The sequence below is a fragment of the Aquirufa aurantiipilula genome (assembly GCF_019923745.1).
In the GTDB taxonomy this organism is placed as follows: domain Bacteria; phylum Bacteroidota; class Bacteroidia; order Cytophagales; family Spirosomataceae; genus Aquirufa; species Aquirufa aurantiipilula.
In genome coordinates, this window is the sequence record NZ_JAANOG010000008.1 from 53,170 (window position 1) to 66,768 (window position 13,599).

Sequence of the window (13,599 nt, forward strand, 5' to 3'; positions counted from 1 at the left end):
TATTTAATTAAAAATATCTGAATTTAAATGACGGAATGCTTCCATGGCGCCCAGGTATTCGCAAGTACGCGCACCTGCCTTGTTGGCATTTTGAATGATTTTTGTCCAATCATCTGAACTTAATTCAAGCAGATGCTTAATCTTCCATTGGTCTAATTGATATAAAACAGCTCCCACAAAGGCATCTCCAGCACCAGTCGTATCGGTTGGTTGGATGGGTATGCTCGAAATGATATACGTTTTTCCTGCTAAACCTAACAGCGTTCCTTCTTTTCCTAAAGTAATGGCAAATACCCCTGGACATATCTGGAGTAATTTTTCTGTAGCCTCAGTTAGGCTTGGAGTACGGGTTATCAACATGGCTTCTTCATCACTTAGCTTGACGAAGTCGGCTTGTTGAAGAAATATCATGGATTGTTGAATGAAACTTTCCTGTTTATCTCCAAACAATAAATGCCGATAATTAGGGTCAAAACTGATGATTTTGCCTAGGGATTTAGCCTCATTCAATAAATGATAATAAGCTTCTTTCAGTTGACCGTCCAAAAAAGCGGTAGCTGATCCAAAGTGAATAATCTGCTGATTGTGTAAATCAATGGATTTGATGTCATCAATACTTAATTGTGCATCAGCACCTCGATTGAATACAAAATCCCTTTCGCCGTCCAGCATCAAGGATACAAAGGCAAAGGTGGTAAAGTGTTGGTCGTCGAAATGAACATGCTGGGTGTTTACACCAAAGCTATTCATCACTTCTTGCAATTGTTTTCCAAAAGGATCATTTCCTACTTTGGCACTTAAGTAGACTTCACCACCCAGTACAGCAATAGCAGCAGCCACATTGGTAGGTGCGCCTCCAGGTTTTTTCAGGAAATTTTCACCAGCCGATAAAGTCGATCCTTTATCGGTACATATCATATCGATCAGCGCTTCGCCGATACAAAGTACACTCATGATTGGGTTATTTTAGATTCATTGGTAGGTATAAAAGCTGTGGCTATAGCGGCTACGGCCAACAGAGCTCCCGCAAAGGAAATGGCATTCCTTGGGTCGGACCCCAACATATTTTCAAAGATAGCGCCAAAACTTAAGGTTTGGATAATCATAGGGATTACAATCATCATGTTGATGATGCCCATGTAAACCCCATAACGCTCTTTGGGTAAACTTTCCACAACTAATAAATAAGGAACTCCCATCATGCTTGCCCACGCCACACCAAAGCCAATCATAGGAACAAATAACAGATATTTGTCATGAATGGTCGGTAAAATGAGCAAGGAGACAGTCGCTGCTAAAAGACACACAATATGGACCCACTTTGGACCAAATTTTTTAGCTAGGCTTACCAAGAAAAAGGCTGATAAAAAGGTGATGACATTGTAAAAACCATTGACTAAGCCAGTCCAAGCTGCCGCTTCTTCATAAAGCTGTATGTTTTCTTCCGAACTGGTATTCCAAACAGAACGGGCAATACTCAAGGGCACATATTGCCAATAGATGAATAAAGCATACCATTGGAATAGATAAACTAACGCTAGTTGCCACATGACACGTGGCATATCCCCAATAGCCTCAAAAATCTCAAAAAAAGGATCTAAAAAATTACGCTTTTGAGCACGCATGTGAATTAACTCTTCATCGGAAGGAGGAATTTCAGGTGTTTTTACCACAGACCACAAAACAGAGCTTATCGAACAAAAACTTCCAACAAAGAAAGAACCATACACCCAATAAGGTATTCCAACTTCACTTTGTCCTTTGATGAAACTTTGAAATACAAATAAGGAAACATTGGCTAGGGTGATACCCAAACCTGTGAAAAAACTTTGCGTGAGGAAACCTGTAGCCAATTGCTCACTAGGTAATTTGTCCGCAATGAATGCTCGATAGGGCTCCATGGCTGTATTATTGGCTGCATCCAATATCCATAATAAACCGGCTGCCATCCATAAACTTCGACTAAAAGGGAATGCGAATAAACAAAGACTACAAGCAATAGCGCCAATTAAAAAGAAAGGTTTTCTTCGGCCATATTTGGGATGCCAGGTCTTGTCACTTAAGGCGCCAATGATGGGTTGTATGAGTAAACCAGTAACCGGGCCAGCTAAGAACAAGAGAGGAAGTTCTCCTTCATGAGCTCCTAAAAAGCTGTATAATGGCCCGACGGCCGTTTGCTGTAATCCAAAACTGTATTGAATTCCAAAAAATCCAACATTCATATTGATGATTTGTTGGAAGCTTAAAGTAGGTTTTATTAGGGACATAATGTATTTATTGCAAAAATAAATATAAATAATACCATGAATAAAACCTGCTTTTTTTAGAAATTAATGAATTAAAATTTAATATTCTTGAGACAAAGGGTGTACCATTAACTCATCGATTACAACATGGGCAGGTTGATTCATAATAAAATAGATGCTATCAGCCATGTTTTCACAGGTTAACCATGTTTGATGGCTTTTGTCCCCTTGAGGTTCCGGATGAAACATCGTGTCTACCAGTCCAGAATATACCGTAGATACTTTAATTCCATCTTTTCTTACCTCTTTTCTTAATGCTTCTGTAAAAGCATGTTGGGCATATTTAGATGAGCAATATAAGGATCCACCATCAAAAACGCGTTTGGCGACATCCGAAGCAATCGAAATGATATGTCCTTTTTTTGCAGCTTTCATACTAGCTAACACGGCTTTTGAAAATAAGAATGTTCCTTTGACATTCGTGTTGTAAGTCTGATCCCAATTTTCAACGCTATAGCTTTCCGTAGGTCCAAAAATACCAGAGCCCGCATTATTGATTAGGAAATCGATTCCTTGAAAAGTATGGGCAATTTTATCCACGGCATAATTCACAAAACTTTCATCCGCGACATCTCCAACAAAATACAAGGGGCGATGTCCAATTTCAGCGATGCTTTCAGATAGATCCTTTAATTCTCCTTTACTTCTTGCAATAAGGCCTAATTGGAAATTATGTTCAGCTAATAATAAGGCTAGGGCTTTCCCTATTCCTTTGGATGCACCTGTGATGATAGCAACGGGAGGTTTTTGTGACATGGTTCTATTTTTTTTCTAAGATAAGGATTTGAGCTGAAATGGATATCGACATAATGATTGATTTTGACTTTATGTTTTCAGGGTTTACCGATTGTTTCAAAAATTTCAAAGAGTATTCTTTTATTTTAAGCATTAGTTCTACACCACCCTAAATTGAAAATTCATTGAAAAGGAAAGATTTTTTATTAAAAGCAGGCGCTTCCGTATTGATGGGACCTGCAGCCATAGTAGCCTGTAAATCAGAAGAAACAATTAGTCCAGCGAGTAGTACAAGTTCTAGTAGTAGTTCATCCTCGAGTAGTTCGACAAGTACCTGTAAGGTAGGGGATACCGAAACCGATGGTCCATATCCTTTATATAATAAGCGAGATGCCACCATTACCCATGCGGATATTACGGAAGGTAAAACAGGTATTCCTTTACAAATGGTCATAGCCGTTAAAAATGTAAATGCCAATTGCGCACTTTTACCCAATGCTCGTGTCGATGTTTGGCATTGTGATAAAGACGGATATTATTCTGGATATACCAATAGCGGATATTTAGGTACGCAAGACAATACCGCAAAAACGTTTTGTCGCGGAATTGCTACCACAGATGCCAATGGTATTGCCAAATTCACAACGATTTATCCAGGATGGTACCAAGGGCGAGTTACGCACATTCATGCACAAATTTATGTGAATAACGTCCTGAAGTTGACAACGCAAATTGCTTTTCCTGAAGAAATTAATACCGCTATTTACAATACCGATTTGTATAAAGCACACGGACAAAATTCGACTAAAAATACCACTGATTCCATCATTAAGGATTCTTTGTCGAATGAATTAGCTAGCGTAACGGTCAATGCCTCAGGAGGCTATGATTTAAATCATACTATTTTTATAGCTGTTTAATTGGTTTATAAATCAGAAAAGAGGCTTCGGCCTCTTTTTTTATGTTCAAAGCTTTTTGTTTGTAATATTTTTGTTTTAACTTGAATTATTCCAACACAAAAATAAAGCTATGAAAAAAGTCAACGACATTTTATCGCAAAGAAAACGGGATACGATCACAGTTAGACCCGATACGCATGTGATTGAAGCATTGAAAATAATGCAAGACCAAAATATTGGTTCCGTGGTTGTGATGGAAGGAAATCAATATTTGGGTATCATGACAGAACGAGATTATGCTCGTAAGGTGATACTATTAGGAAAAAGCTCCATAGATGCCTCGGTGAAGGAAATTATGTCCACTGATTTACCCCATATTAATCGGGATACCACGCTGGAAATGTGCATGATCATCGTGTCGGAAAAAAATATTCGCTATTTGCCTGTACTTGAAAATGGTCATTTTGTGGGCATTATTTCAGTCAACGATTTAATTACCGCAACAATTCAAGATCATTTGGATACCATTGAGCATCTAAAAAATTACATTCAAATGTAAGGTTTGGGTGTGGAGATAAGTCATATCGCTTTTTTGATTAATCCTTTTTGTTCCAAAAGAGCTAAAGCCTATGCTCATTGGGTAGAGGAGCAGGTGGAATTAACTACACGAGGAAGACTACGTGTTGTTATGTTTTTTCAAAATTGGCCTCAAAATTTGGACGGGTTTACTCAAATTTGGGTCCTTGGGGGGGATGGGACGTACAATTATTTTGCCAATGCATATCCCAATTGTCACCTGCCAATTGCCTTTTTCAAAGGAGGTACAGGAAACGATTTTTATTGGAAATTGTATGGTGACATCAGTCGAGAAGCACACCTAGAAGTTATTTTATCGGCTAATATTCAGGCTGTTGATGCCGGGATGTGCAATGGACAGTTATTTTTAAATGGTGTGGGCATGGGTTTGGAGGGAGAGGTTTTGGAATCCATGAATACCATACGGGCTATTGGAGGATTAATTGGCTATTTTCTAGCAGCTATTCCGCAGATTTTCATGTTTAGATCTTTTCCCATCCGCATGAGCTTAGGAAGCGAATGGATAGAACGCCGCGTTTTTTTATGCATGGTTTTCAATTCTTCTAGGGCAGGGGGAGGCTTTCATTTTGTGCCCAATGCTTCCATTTGGGATAATCAATTGGACATTTTACTTTGTGAACCTTTATCCATTTTTAGGCGAATTTGGTACTTGCCCAAGATTCAGCAAGGTAAACATGAGCATATTTCATTTTTGCATTTTCAGCAAGCCAAACAAGTAACGATTCTGTCAGAAAGGAAATTAAAAGCTCAAATTGACGGTGAACTAATCGCCTCCCATCGATTTGAGTTCCATGTTTTGCCCGGTCATTTTCAAGTTATTGTTCCATAAATTTTTTTAGGGCTGTTTATTAAACTAAATGTTTATCGTAATATTGCGATGTAAATTTTGATATTCCATGTATTCTGCATTAGAGGCAAACATTCAAGCTATTCGAGAACGACCTATTTCAGCTGATAGAAAAGAGCAGATTGCTGTTTTGGTGGCATATATGAAAGAATGTAGGCAACAAGGTAAGCCTTTGCGTTTGAATTTTATTTGTACACATAATTCTAGGAGAAGTCAGTTTTCCCAGATTTGGGCCCAAACAGCAGCAGATTATTTTGGTATTCCTTTGCAGTCATATTCGGGAGGGGTGGAAGAAACAGCATTCAATGAGCGGGCTGTGGCTTCTATACAGCGCTTGGGATTTCAAGTTATTAAGCGAGGGCATGCCAATCCGGTGTATATTATTTTTCATACGGAAGATGCTCAACCGATGATTGCATTTTCAAAAAATTTCGATCATCCCATCAATCCGCACCAGCAATTTGCTGCGGTGATGACCTGTTCGCATGCGGATGAAAACTGTCCATTTATACCAGGAGCATCTGCCAGAATTCCCTTGCGATATGAAGACCCCAAGGCCTTTGATGATAGTCCAGAGGAGGCAATTCAATACGATGAACGTTCCATGCAAATAGCATCGGAGCTATTTTATGCGTTTGAATGTCTTAGCTCGTATGATCTCTGAAAATAAGCCATTTGCCTTTTACTTTTTTCAAGAGTAAGGTAAAATGCCCACCAATATCGCCTAGTTTAGGTCTAGCTAAATTCCATTTTCCAATTACCCAGGCAGTTTTAGCAGCGGTAATATCTACTTCCAAAATATCAAAAGTCAATTGTCCCATGGCTTCTTGATTCGGGTAGCTTTTAAGATATCGCGCTAAGGTGGCATCCCAGCCTTGGGTAATACCATTTTTACTGATGAACTTCAAATCATTGGAATGGTGATAATAGGCCATAAATCCAGGAATGTCACCTTCATTCCAAAGTTTATTTTGAGTAGCTAGAATAGTACGGATAGCAACTTCATCAGAATTGGTTTGAGCCAAACTGCTGAATGCAAGGAAGAAGAAGAGACAAAATTTACCCATCATAAGGATCTGTTTTTTTTGAAAATTAGGGATTTTTTCAGGATTTTATTTGGATTTCAAGAGCTATTTCATGCTTTGTCGACAAATAGTGCGTATTGGTAGCAAATGCATACCTGCATTTTTTTCATTCGACTTATTGTATCATTTTTGTAAAATGAACAACCTTACATATATGAAACAATTGACAACGGGCAAATTAACTCGCCTTTTTATGCTCTCTTGCATCGCTCTTTGGTCATTCCAAGGAAATGCACAGGCTCCAGATGAAAATAGATTCGTCAAGTCTGTATTAATGGAAAAATTAGATGAACCAATGGAAATGGCTTTTTTGCCAGATGGTCGCATTTTATTTGTGGAAAGAAAAGGAGATGTAAAACAATACAATCCTAGTACAAAAGAAACGAAGGTAATTGGTCACATTGTTGTCAATACCAAATACAAGAACCGTGTCGGTATGGTTCGTGAAGCAGAAGAAGGTTTAATGGGTATCGCTGTAGACCCTAATTTCAAAGTGAATCATTGGTTGTATTTATATTATGCTCATCCAACAGAAAGTAAGCACATTTTAGTGCGTATGGAGTTGAAAGGCGAAGAGCTACTAATAGACCAACAAAAAGTGGTTTTAGAAGTGCCAACCCAGCGTGAAGAATGTTGTCATACAGGCGGAGGCATGGCTTTTGATAAGTCAGGAAATTTATTCTTGACTGTAGGAAATAACACAAGTAACAGTAATTCAGATGGATATGCACCTATCGATGAGCGTGCAGGTCAAGCATATTGGGATGATCAACGAGGAGCGGCTAATACTAATAATTTACTTGGTAAAATTTTACGTATTCATCCAGAGAAAGATGGTTCTTATACAATTCCAAAAGGAAACTTATTTCCTGTAGGAACTCCAAAGACCCGTCCAGAAATTTATACCATGGGACATCGTAACCCTTGGAGAGTAAGTATTGATTCCAAAACAGGTTTTATCTATTGGGGTGAAGTAGGCCCAGATGCATCGGTTGATTCAGATAGAGGTCCTAGAGGATATGATGAGTTTAACCAAGCTAAAGGTCCTGGATTCTTTGGATGGCCTTATTTTATTGGGGATAACAAAGCCTATGCGGATTATAATTTCGAGAACTCCACAGCAGGCCCTCGTTTTAATCCAGCGAAACCATTGAATGAGTCACCTAATAACGATGGTTTAAAGGAATTGCCAGCTGCTCAAAAGGCATTTATTTGGTATCCATACGGTACATCAGAAGAGTTCCCATTGGTGGGAGCTTCAGGTAGAAGTGCAACAGGTGGTCCAGTTTATCACCGTTCTGATTTCCCTAGCACAGCAAAACGTGCATTCCCTTCGTATTATGAAGGAAAATGGTTGATCGTTGAATTCATGCGTGGTTGGATTATGTCGGTTACATTAGATGAAAACGGCAACTATAAATCCATGGAGCGTTTCTTACCTAACCAAAGTTTTGGTAGTGCTATTGACATGAAGTTTAGTCCAGATGGTGATTTATATGTATTGGAATACGGTTCTGCTTGGTTTAGAGGAAATGATAATGCTCGTTTAGTTAAGGTTGAATACCAAGGCGGAAATAGAAAACCTTCCGTAGAGGTGAGTGCAGGTAAACTAAGTGGTGCTGCACCATTCAAAACAACCTTATCTGCAGAAGGAACGAAAGATTATGATGGAGATAAATTAACTTATTCTTGGACTGTTAAAAAGCAGGGTAAAGTGGTTAAAACTTTATCAGGAATATCTCCAGAATTAGCTTTAAGTCAATCAGGTAAATACCAAGTGAGCTTAAAAGTGACAGATCCAAAAGGTTTAAGTAATTCAGCATCTTTGGAAGTTCAAGTAGGTAATGAGTCTCCTAAGGTGGACATTATTGTACCAACTGGAAACAAGTCTTTCTATTTCCCAGGTCAAAAATTAGCCTACCAAGTACAGGTTGAAGATAAAGAAGATGGTGTTCTAGGAAAAGGAATTGCCCCTGAGTCAGTGGCAGCTACTATCGACTACATCGCTTCTGGTTATGATCCTATTGAAATGTCTCAAAGTCACCGTAAAGCAGATAGTGATTTATTTGCTTCTGCTGGCTTGAAATTGATCAATCAAAGTGATTGTAAATCTTGTCACCTTCCCAATGTACGTTCTGTGGGACCTAGTTACCAAGAAGTGGCAACTAAGTATAAAGGTCAAAACGTAGTGGATCAATTGTCAGCTAAAGTTATAGCAGGTGGAATGGGAGTTTGGGGAGAACATGCAATGAGTGCTCACCCACAAATTTCTAAAGCAGATGCTAAATCCATGGTCAACTATATTTTGAGTTTAGGCGATAAAAAAGCCAATAATAACATTCCATTAGCTGGTGAAATTGATGCTGTTATTCCGAAAGAAAACGTAGGATCTAAAGGAGTATTCGTAGTTCGTGCTACCTATTTGGATAAAGGGAATAATAAAATTGCTCCTGCTCAATCAGAGAAATGGTTATTGTTGCGTCACCCATCCTTAGATCCAGAGAAAGCGGATTTACGATTTGGAATTCAACAGTTGATTACACCTGCACGAGCAACTAACATGGTGGGTCAAAATCCTTACATCGCTTACAAGCAATTGGATTTGACTGGAATTAAATCGATGGAAATCGCTGCTTCGGCTCAGGCAAGAACCAATGCAACTGGTGGTGTTATCGAAATTCGTTTGGATTCACCTACAGGTACTTTAATTGGAAAAACTACACCAATTGCAGTATCACAAGCTACGGGATTTGGTCCTCCTCCAGCAGCAGCTAATCCACAACAAAAAGGTGCACCTTTAGGAACACCAACTACTGCGCCGGCTCCAGCAGCAGGTGCTCCTGCCCAAGGTGGTGGACAAAGAAGAATGGGTGGTCCAGCTCCAATAAAAGTTGATATCCAAGCCGTAAGCGGAACACACGATGTCTATTTTGTTGCGGTAAACCCACAAACAGCTCCACAGCAAATTGTTGTGCAGATTTCAGGTATAGAAGTGAAGCAATAAGCTCACAATAAATCCATATAAAAGGAGTTTTCTAGACGTTCACAACGGAAGAAAACTCCTTTTTTTTGTCTGTTATTGCGTAGTTTTGTTGGCCCTTGGTCTTTATTCCATGTGTAAAATATTGAATATGAAAAATGTAATCTTGATTTTGGGAGTATTTTTTGGCTCCATTGTTTCCGTTATAGCTCAAAAAAATATTACAGCAGCATCGGATGCCAATGCACCTTTGCATGCCCTTCAGCCTGATTATCCGACTCCCTATGTGGTTCCTAATGAGACCCAAATCAAAGCTACAATAGACAAGGTTTATACTTATTTAGAAAAAGCGACTCCCGCCAATTTGATTCATAAAGCTTCTGGAGAGGCCTGGAATCCGTATCAAATCTATTCGGATCAGTTGGTGTTTGCCAAAGGAGATTTTCGACCTGTTTCTTATGAGTTTGGAGTAACCTACAGTGGCATGTTAGCATTAGAAAAAGTCAGTGGAGATGCCAAATACAAAGAGTATGTCTTTAAGCGATTGAAATTCATATTAGAGACTTTGCCTAAAGCCTATCAATACACCCAGCAAAATCCTACTAAAACCCATGTGTTAAGTGGTTTAATCAACCCCAAAGCATTGGATGATATTGGAGCAATGTCCATGGCTTTTTTAAAAGCAAAACGCGCTGGATTTGATGGAGATGATTCCTTGATTACTCAAAAGGCATTGAACTTTATCATGAAGGAGGAACATCGTTTACCTGATAAGACTTTAGCCCGTATGCGTCCCTTACCTAATACCATTTGGTTGGATGATTTATATATGGCCATTCCTGCACTTCTTCAACTTGGAAAGGATTCTGTCAATGTCAATTGTTTTAATGAGGCGGCATTTCAATTTGAATCGTATCAAAAAAGAATGTTTAATCCTAGCCTAGGCATGTTTATGCATGGCTATTTAGAAGGTTCTGAAGAGCATCCAGAATTTCATTGGGCTAGAGCTAATGGTTGGGCATTGTTAACCAATGCGGAATTATTAGAGCATTTGCCAGCTAATCATCCTGCTCGTCCAGCATTGTTAATTCAATTGAAAAAACATTTGAAGGGACTACTGGCACATCAAGATGGAACAGGTTTTTGGCATCAACTAATTGATCGAAATGATTCCTATTTGGAAACTTCAGCAACAGCTATTTATACCTATGTGATAGCGAAAGGTGTAAACCAAGGTTGGTTAGATCCAAGAACTTATGGTCCTGCGGCTATTTTGGGTTGGCAAGCTGTTGCATCTAAAGTTAATGCACAAGGTCAAGTCGACGGAACATGTGTAGGTACTGGCCTTGCTTGGGATCCTGCCTTTTATTTCAATAGACCTATATCTCCTTTTGCTGCCCATGGCTACGGTCCCGTTTTATTAGCAGGAGCAGCCATGTGGGAAATGATGAAGAATCATCCTTTTGAGCTCAAAGATTCAGCTATTCATTTGCGGTAGTATATCCGATGCATGCATATCCGATGCATGTATATCCGATGCATGCATCGGATTTTAACTAGACCAGACCTAGCAGTTTTTTCCCTAAGGCATTTAATTCAGCCACAGGCTGTGTCTTTTCTTTCTCTCGTGGATCGCCAGGAAAAGCATAACCCTCAGGAGCAATTTTATTTTTCCAGGAATTTATACGCCAATCTTTCAAGGCTTGGTTAGTAGGTTCTGCTGGCATCATGGAAATATATTGAGCTACTCGAACTTTATCTTGAGTTAAATTGGGTCTGATACCATGAGCCAATAAACTATTGAAAATAAGTAAATCTCCCGCCTCCATTTTAATCTTGGACAGTTGAAATCCCGTGGTATCTGGTTTAAATCGATCACGATCTGCAGGTTGACTTAATTTCCAAGTATCATAAGTACGGTATAATTCGGGAATACATTGAAAACCTCCCATATTTTCGTCAGTTTGATCTACTAATGCAAGCACTCCCTGAACATTCACAGGTTTGGTTTCTGGATCATAATCCCAGTGAATAAACCCTTTAAAAGGCTTGTCTGCTTGAACTGGAAAGTTAAGATTACAACGATCAATGGTGACCCATAAGTCTTCCGTTCCCCATACATCCACAAACGCGTCGTACACCCGTTGACTTTGTCTATTTGCCCATAATAGAGGATGGTTGTACATTTCTACCATACCTGAACCAATTAATTCCTTCATTTGCATATCTGCTCTGGGTGGCGTGTACCACGTACTTTTATCCTTGGGATCTTTTTCTTCAAACTCCCAAATGGCTTGCGCCGTTTGTGCAGCCTGCTCTTTCGAGATGGTATTTTTAACGACGATATAACCTTCTCTTTTCCAGAATTTAAATTCTTCCTCACTTAATGCTCGTAAAGGTTTAGCAGAAGTTCCATCATTCAGTTGACTGATACTGCTTTTGGCTATTGATGGATTACCTGGTATCTCTAAGTGGGCATTCATGGTGCCCATCGTGGCCTGCTTTACTATATTTGTCTGCATGTTTTGTTTGAAATTTGAATAATGCAAGTTAGAATGAGACTATCGCAAGTTTTACAAGAGAATTAACCAGTTTTATAACTGTATTGATATTTTGTTGGTATTATTGTGTATTAATTATCAATTTGATTAAAATGAAGGTTCAATTTGAGGCCATACAAATTCAAGAAGAAAGTTCATTTCGAATTTTGCAGACACCCCATTTACAGGACTTTTATTTGTGGCATTCTCATCCAGAGTATGAATTACTTTATATCGAAGCAGAAGCGGGTCCTCGCAGGGTTGGTAGCCATGTGAGTCAATACCAACAGAGTGATTTAGTGTTTATTGGTCCTCATATCCCTCATTTGAATTTTGATTATGGCTTAAAAGTGCCTTATCGTAAAATAGTTGTGCAGATGAAAGAGGATTTTTTGGGAAAAACTTGGACAGAAGTACCTGAATTACATGCCATTAAGGAATTATTTGAAAGAGCCAAGACGGGAATTATTTTTGAAGGAGAAAGAAAAGAAGAAATAGGACATCGATTAATGGCTTTACCAGAAAAATCGCACTTTGATCAATTCGTGGAGATACTATCGGTTTTTCAAATATTAGCCAAAGAATTGAAATGGGTTTATTTGAATGAAATGGCCACTTGGGATAATCCATCAAAGAAAGAAGAGCAGCGTTGGCAGATAGTGAAGGACTGGGTTGAAAATCATTTTATGGAGTCAATACCCTTGCATGAAATAGCGGAAAAATGTAATTTGTCGAAAGAAGCCTTTTGTCGGTACTTTAAATCAAAAACCCAATTAACCTTCAGTAATTATGTCAATCAATACCGCATTACCCAAGCTAAGAAAATGCTGATGCAGGATATCAGCATTGGAGAAATAGCATATGCCTGCGGTTTTGAATCGCTGTCTTATTTTACGAAAATTTTTACTAGGACGATTGGAAAGAGCCCAAATCGATACAGGAAAAGTCTCTAAAAAATGTTTGAATCAATTTAATCCCTTACAATTGTTTTAAAATTGATTTTTTATTTCCTGTATATATTCGGGAATTGTGATGTTTTTAATATAATCCAATGCGATTATTTCATTTTTATATTGAAATAACTTTTCATTAAATAACCATGAATTGAATTGCATAAAGTCATCAAATATTTTCTTGGGGGGATCTTGTCTATCTATTTTTAAAGTTTCACTGAACTATGAATATAGACATTTGAAAAGTTCTTTTGTTTCGTTTTTATGGGCTTTGGTATCAAAACCACTTATGTCCGATAAGGCATGCATATATTCATATTTTACAGCCTCAAGAATCAAAAAATGCTTAGTGTCAAAAGTCTCTAATCCTGAGTATCTAATTCCATAGTCAATGCCAAGTTCAAATGGCATATTCATTCGTGAAAATTCATGAGAAGCTTTAGATTTGACTTTTGAAATATCATGAATACTGTACCTACAATTTTTAATGATATCTGTAATTTTTAAAAGTCTAGATTGGCCTGAATCTGAAATTTCAAGTGACACTCGAGGATTAAATCCGTTTTTAATTACAATGAATAAAATGGGTTTTAAAAGATTGTCAATAAATTCTTGGTCAATTGGGCAGTTGATAAAAATATTCTTCTCAAAATCCAT

General features: G+C 38.3%; 13 protein-coding genes. 7 read left to right on the forward strand and 6 right to left on the reverse strand.

Going from position 1 to position 13,599, the window contains the following annotated elements:
* Window positions 1-3: 3 nt before the first annotated feature.
* From G9H60_RS09915 to G9H60_RS09925, 3 genes are all read right to left on the reverse strand, one after another.
* Window positions 4-954 (reverse strand): carbohydrate kinase family protein, encoded by a 951-nt coding sequence (locus G9H60_RS09915; protein WP_223143904.1) that lies wholly within the window; start codon window positions 952-954, stop codon window positions 4-6.
* Window positions 951-2,267, reverse strand: coding sequence for an MFS transporter (locus G9H60_RS09920; protein WP_223143905.1), 1,317 nt, complete (start codon window positions 2,265-2,267; stop codon window positions 951-953). Before G9H60_RS09920 ends, G9H60_RS09915 begins: the two co-directional genes overlap by 4 nt.
* 78 nt (window positions 2,268-2,345) lie before the next feature.
* Window positions 2,346-3,062, reverse strand: coding sequence for an SDR family oxidoreductase (locus G9H60_RS09925; RefSeq protein ID WP_223143906.1), 717 nt, complete (start codon window positions 3,060-3,062; stop codon window positions 2,346-2,348).
* Window positions 3,063-3,226: 164 nt separating this feature from the next.
* Here G9H60_RS09925 and G9H60_RS09930 point away from each other — a divergent pair, with 164 nt between their 5' ends.
* The 4 genes from G9H60_RS09930 to G9H60_RS09945 all read left to right on the forward strand — a co-directional run bounded on the left by G9H60_RS09930 (window position 3,227) and on the right by G9H60_RS09945 (window position 6,048).
* Window positions 3,227-3,961: a dioxygenase family protein gene (locus G9H60_RS09930; RefSeq protein ID WP_223143907.1), complete on the forward strand. Its 735-nt coding sequence runs from the start codon at window positions 3,227-3,229 to the stop codon at window positions 3,959-3,961.
* A 109-nt stretch (window positions 3,962-4,070) separates the two neighbouring features.
* Window positions 4,071-4,499 carry a CBS domain-containing protein gene (locus tag G9H60_RS09935; protein ID WP_223143908.1) on the forward strand — a complete coding sequence of 143 codons (429 nt, stop codon included), beginning with the start codon at window positions 4,071-4,073 and terminating at the stop codon, window positions 4,497-4,499.
* A 9-nt stretch (window positions 4,500-4,508) separates the two neighbouring features.
* A complete protein-coding gene (locus tag G9H60_RS09940; protein WP_223143909.1) occupies window positions 4,509-5,366 on the forward strand; it encodes a diacylglycerol/lipid kinase family protein in 858 nt (285 codons plus the stop codon).
* A 67-nt stretch (window positions 5,367-5,433) separates the two neighbouring features.
* Window positions 5,434-6,048 (forward strand): low molecular weight phosphatase family protein, encoded by a 615-nt coding sequence (locus G9H60_RS09945; RefSeq protein WP_223143910.1) that lies wholly within the window; start codon window positions 5,434-5,436, stop codon window positions 6,046-6,048.
* Here the strand turns inward: G9H60_RS09945 and G9H60_RS09950 are convergent.
* Window positions 6,029-6,454: a YybH family protein gene (locus tag G9H60_RS09950; protein ID WP_223143911.1), complete on the reverse strand. Its 426-nt coding sequence runs from the start codon at window positions 6,452-6,454 to the stop codon at window positions 6,029-6,031. The genes G9H60_RS09945 and G9H60_RS09950 overlap by 20 nt on opposite strands.
* A gap of 169 nt (window positions 6,455-6,623) precedes the next feature.
* On the opposite strand from G9H60_RS09950, the gene G9H60_RS09955 reads away from it, so the two are divergent.
* Complete coding sequence (locus G9H60_RS09955) at window positions 6,624-9,473, forward strand: PQQ-dependent sugar dehydrogenase (protein WP_223143912.1); 2,850 nt, start codon at window positions 6,624-6,626, stop codon at window positions 9,471-9,473.
* Window positions 9,474-9,600: 127 nt separating this feature from the next.
* Window positions 9,601-10,947, forward strand: coding sequence for a glycoside hydrolase family 88/105 protein (locus G9H60_RS09960; RefSeq protein WP_262900009.1), 1,347 nt, complete (start codon window positions 9,601-9,603; stop codon window positions 10,945-10,947).
* Window positions 10,948-11,005: 58 nt separating this feature from the next.
* Here the strand turns inward: G9H60_RS09960 and G9H60_RS09965 are convergent, their stop codons facing one another.
* Window positions 11,006-11,971: a phytanoyl-CoA dioxygenase family protein gene (locus G9H60_RS09965; RefSeq protein WP_262900010.1), complete on the reverse strand. Its 966-nt coding sequence runs from the start codon at window positions 11,969-11,971 to the stop codon at window positions 11,006-11,008.
* Between the two features lie 131 nt (window positions 11,972-12,102).
* On the opposite strand from G9H60_RS09965, the gene G9H60_RS09970 reads away from it, so the two are divergent.
* Window positions 12,103-12,942 (forward strand): helix-turn-helix transcriptional regulator, encoded by an 840-nt coding sequence (locus G9H60_RS09970; protein ID WP_223143914.1) that lies wholly within the window; start codon window positions 12,103-12,105, stop codon window positions 12,940-12,942.
* A 222-nt stretch (window positions 12,943-13,164) separates the two neighbouring features.
* Here G9H60_RS09970 and G9H60_RS09975 read toward each other — a convergent pair whose 3' ends face one another.
* Complete coding sequence (locus tag G9H60_RS09975) at window positions 13,165-13,599, reverse strand: hypothetical protein (protein ID WP_223143915.1); 435 nt, start codon at window positions 13,597-13,599, stop codon at window positions 13,165-13,167.

Coding starts and splice junctions, on each gene's coding strand:
- G9H60_RS09965 (WP_262900010.1), bottom strand. CDS start 11,971: ATGCAGACAAATATAGTAAAGCAGGCCACGATGGGCACCATGAATGCC.
- G9H60_RS09915 (WP_223143904.1), bottom strand. CDS start 954: ATGAGTGTACTTTGTATCGGCGAAGCGCTGATCGATATGATATGTACC.
- G9H60_RS09975 (WP_223143915.1), bottom strand. CDS start 13,599: ATGGATTTTGAGAAGAATATTTTTATCAACTGCCCAATTGACCAAGAA.
- G9H60_RS09960 (WP_262900009.1), top strand. CDS start 9,601: ATGAAAAATGTAATCTTGATTTTGGGAGTATTTTTTGGCTCCATTGTT.
- G9H60_RS09950 (WP_223143911.1), bottom strand. CDS start 6,454: ATGATGGGTAAATTTTGTCTCTTCTTCTTCCTTGCATTCAGCAGTTTG.
- G9H60_RS09945 (WP_223143910.1), top strand. CDS start 5,434: ATGTATTCTGCATTAGAGGCAAACATTCAAGCTATTCGAGAACGACCT.
- G9H60_RS09925 (WP_223143906.1), bottom strand. CDS start 3,062: ATGTCACAAAAACCTCCCGTTGCTATCATCACAGGTGCATCCAAAGGA.
- G9H60_RS09935 (WP_223143908.1), top strand. CDS start 4,071: ATGAAAAAAGTCAACGACATTTTATCGCAAAGAAAACGGGATACGATC.
- G9H60_RS09970 (WP_223143914.1), top strand. CDS start 12,103: ATGAAGGTTCAATTTGAGGCCATACAAATTCAAGAAGAAAGTTCATTT.
- G9H60_RS09955 (WP_223143912.1), top strand. CDS start 6,624: ATGAAACAATTGACAACGGGCAAATTAACTCGCCTTTTTATGCTCTCT.
- G9H60_RS09920 (WP_223143905.1), bottom strand. CDS start 2,267: ATGTCCCTAATAAAACCTACTTTAAGCTTCCAACAAATCATCAATATG.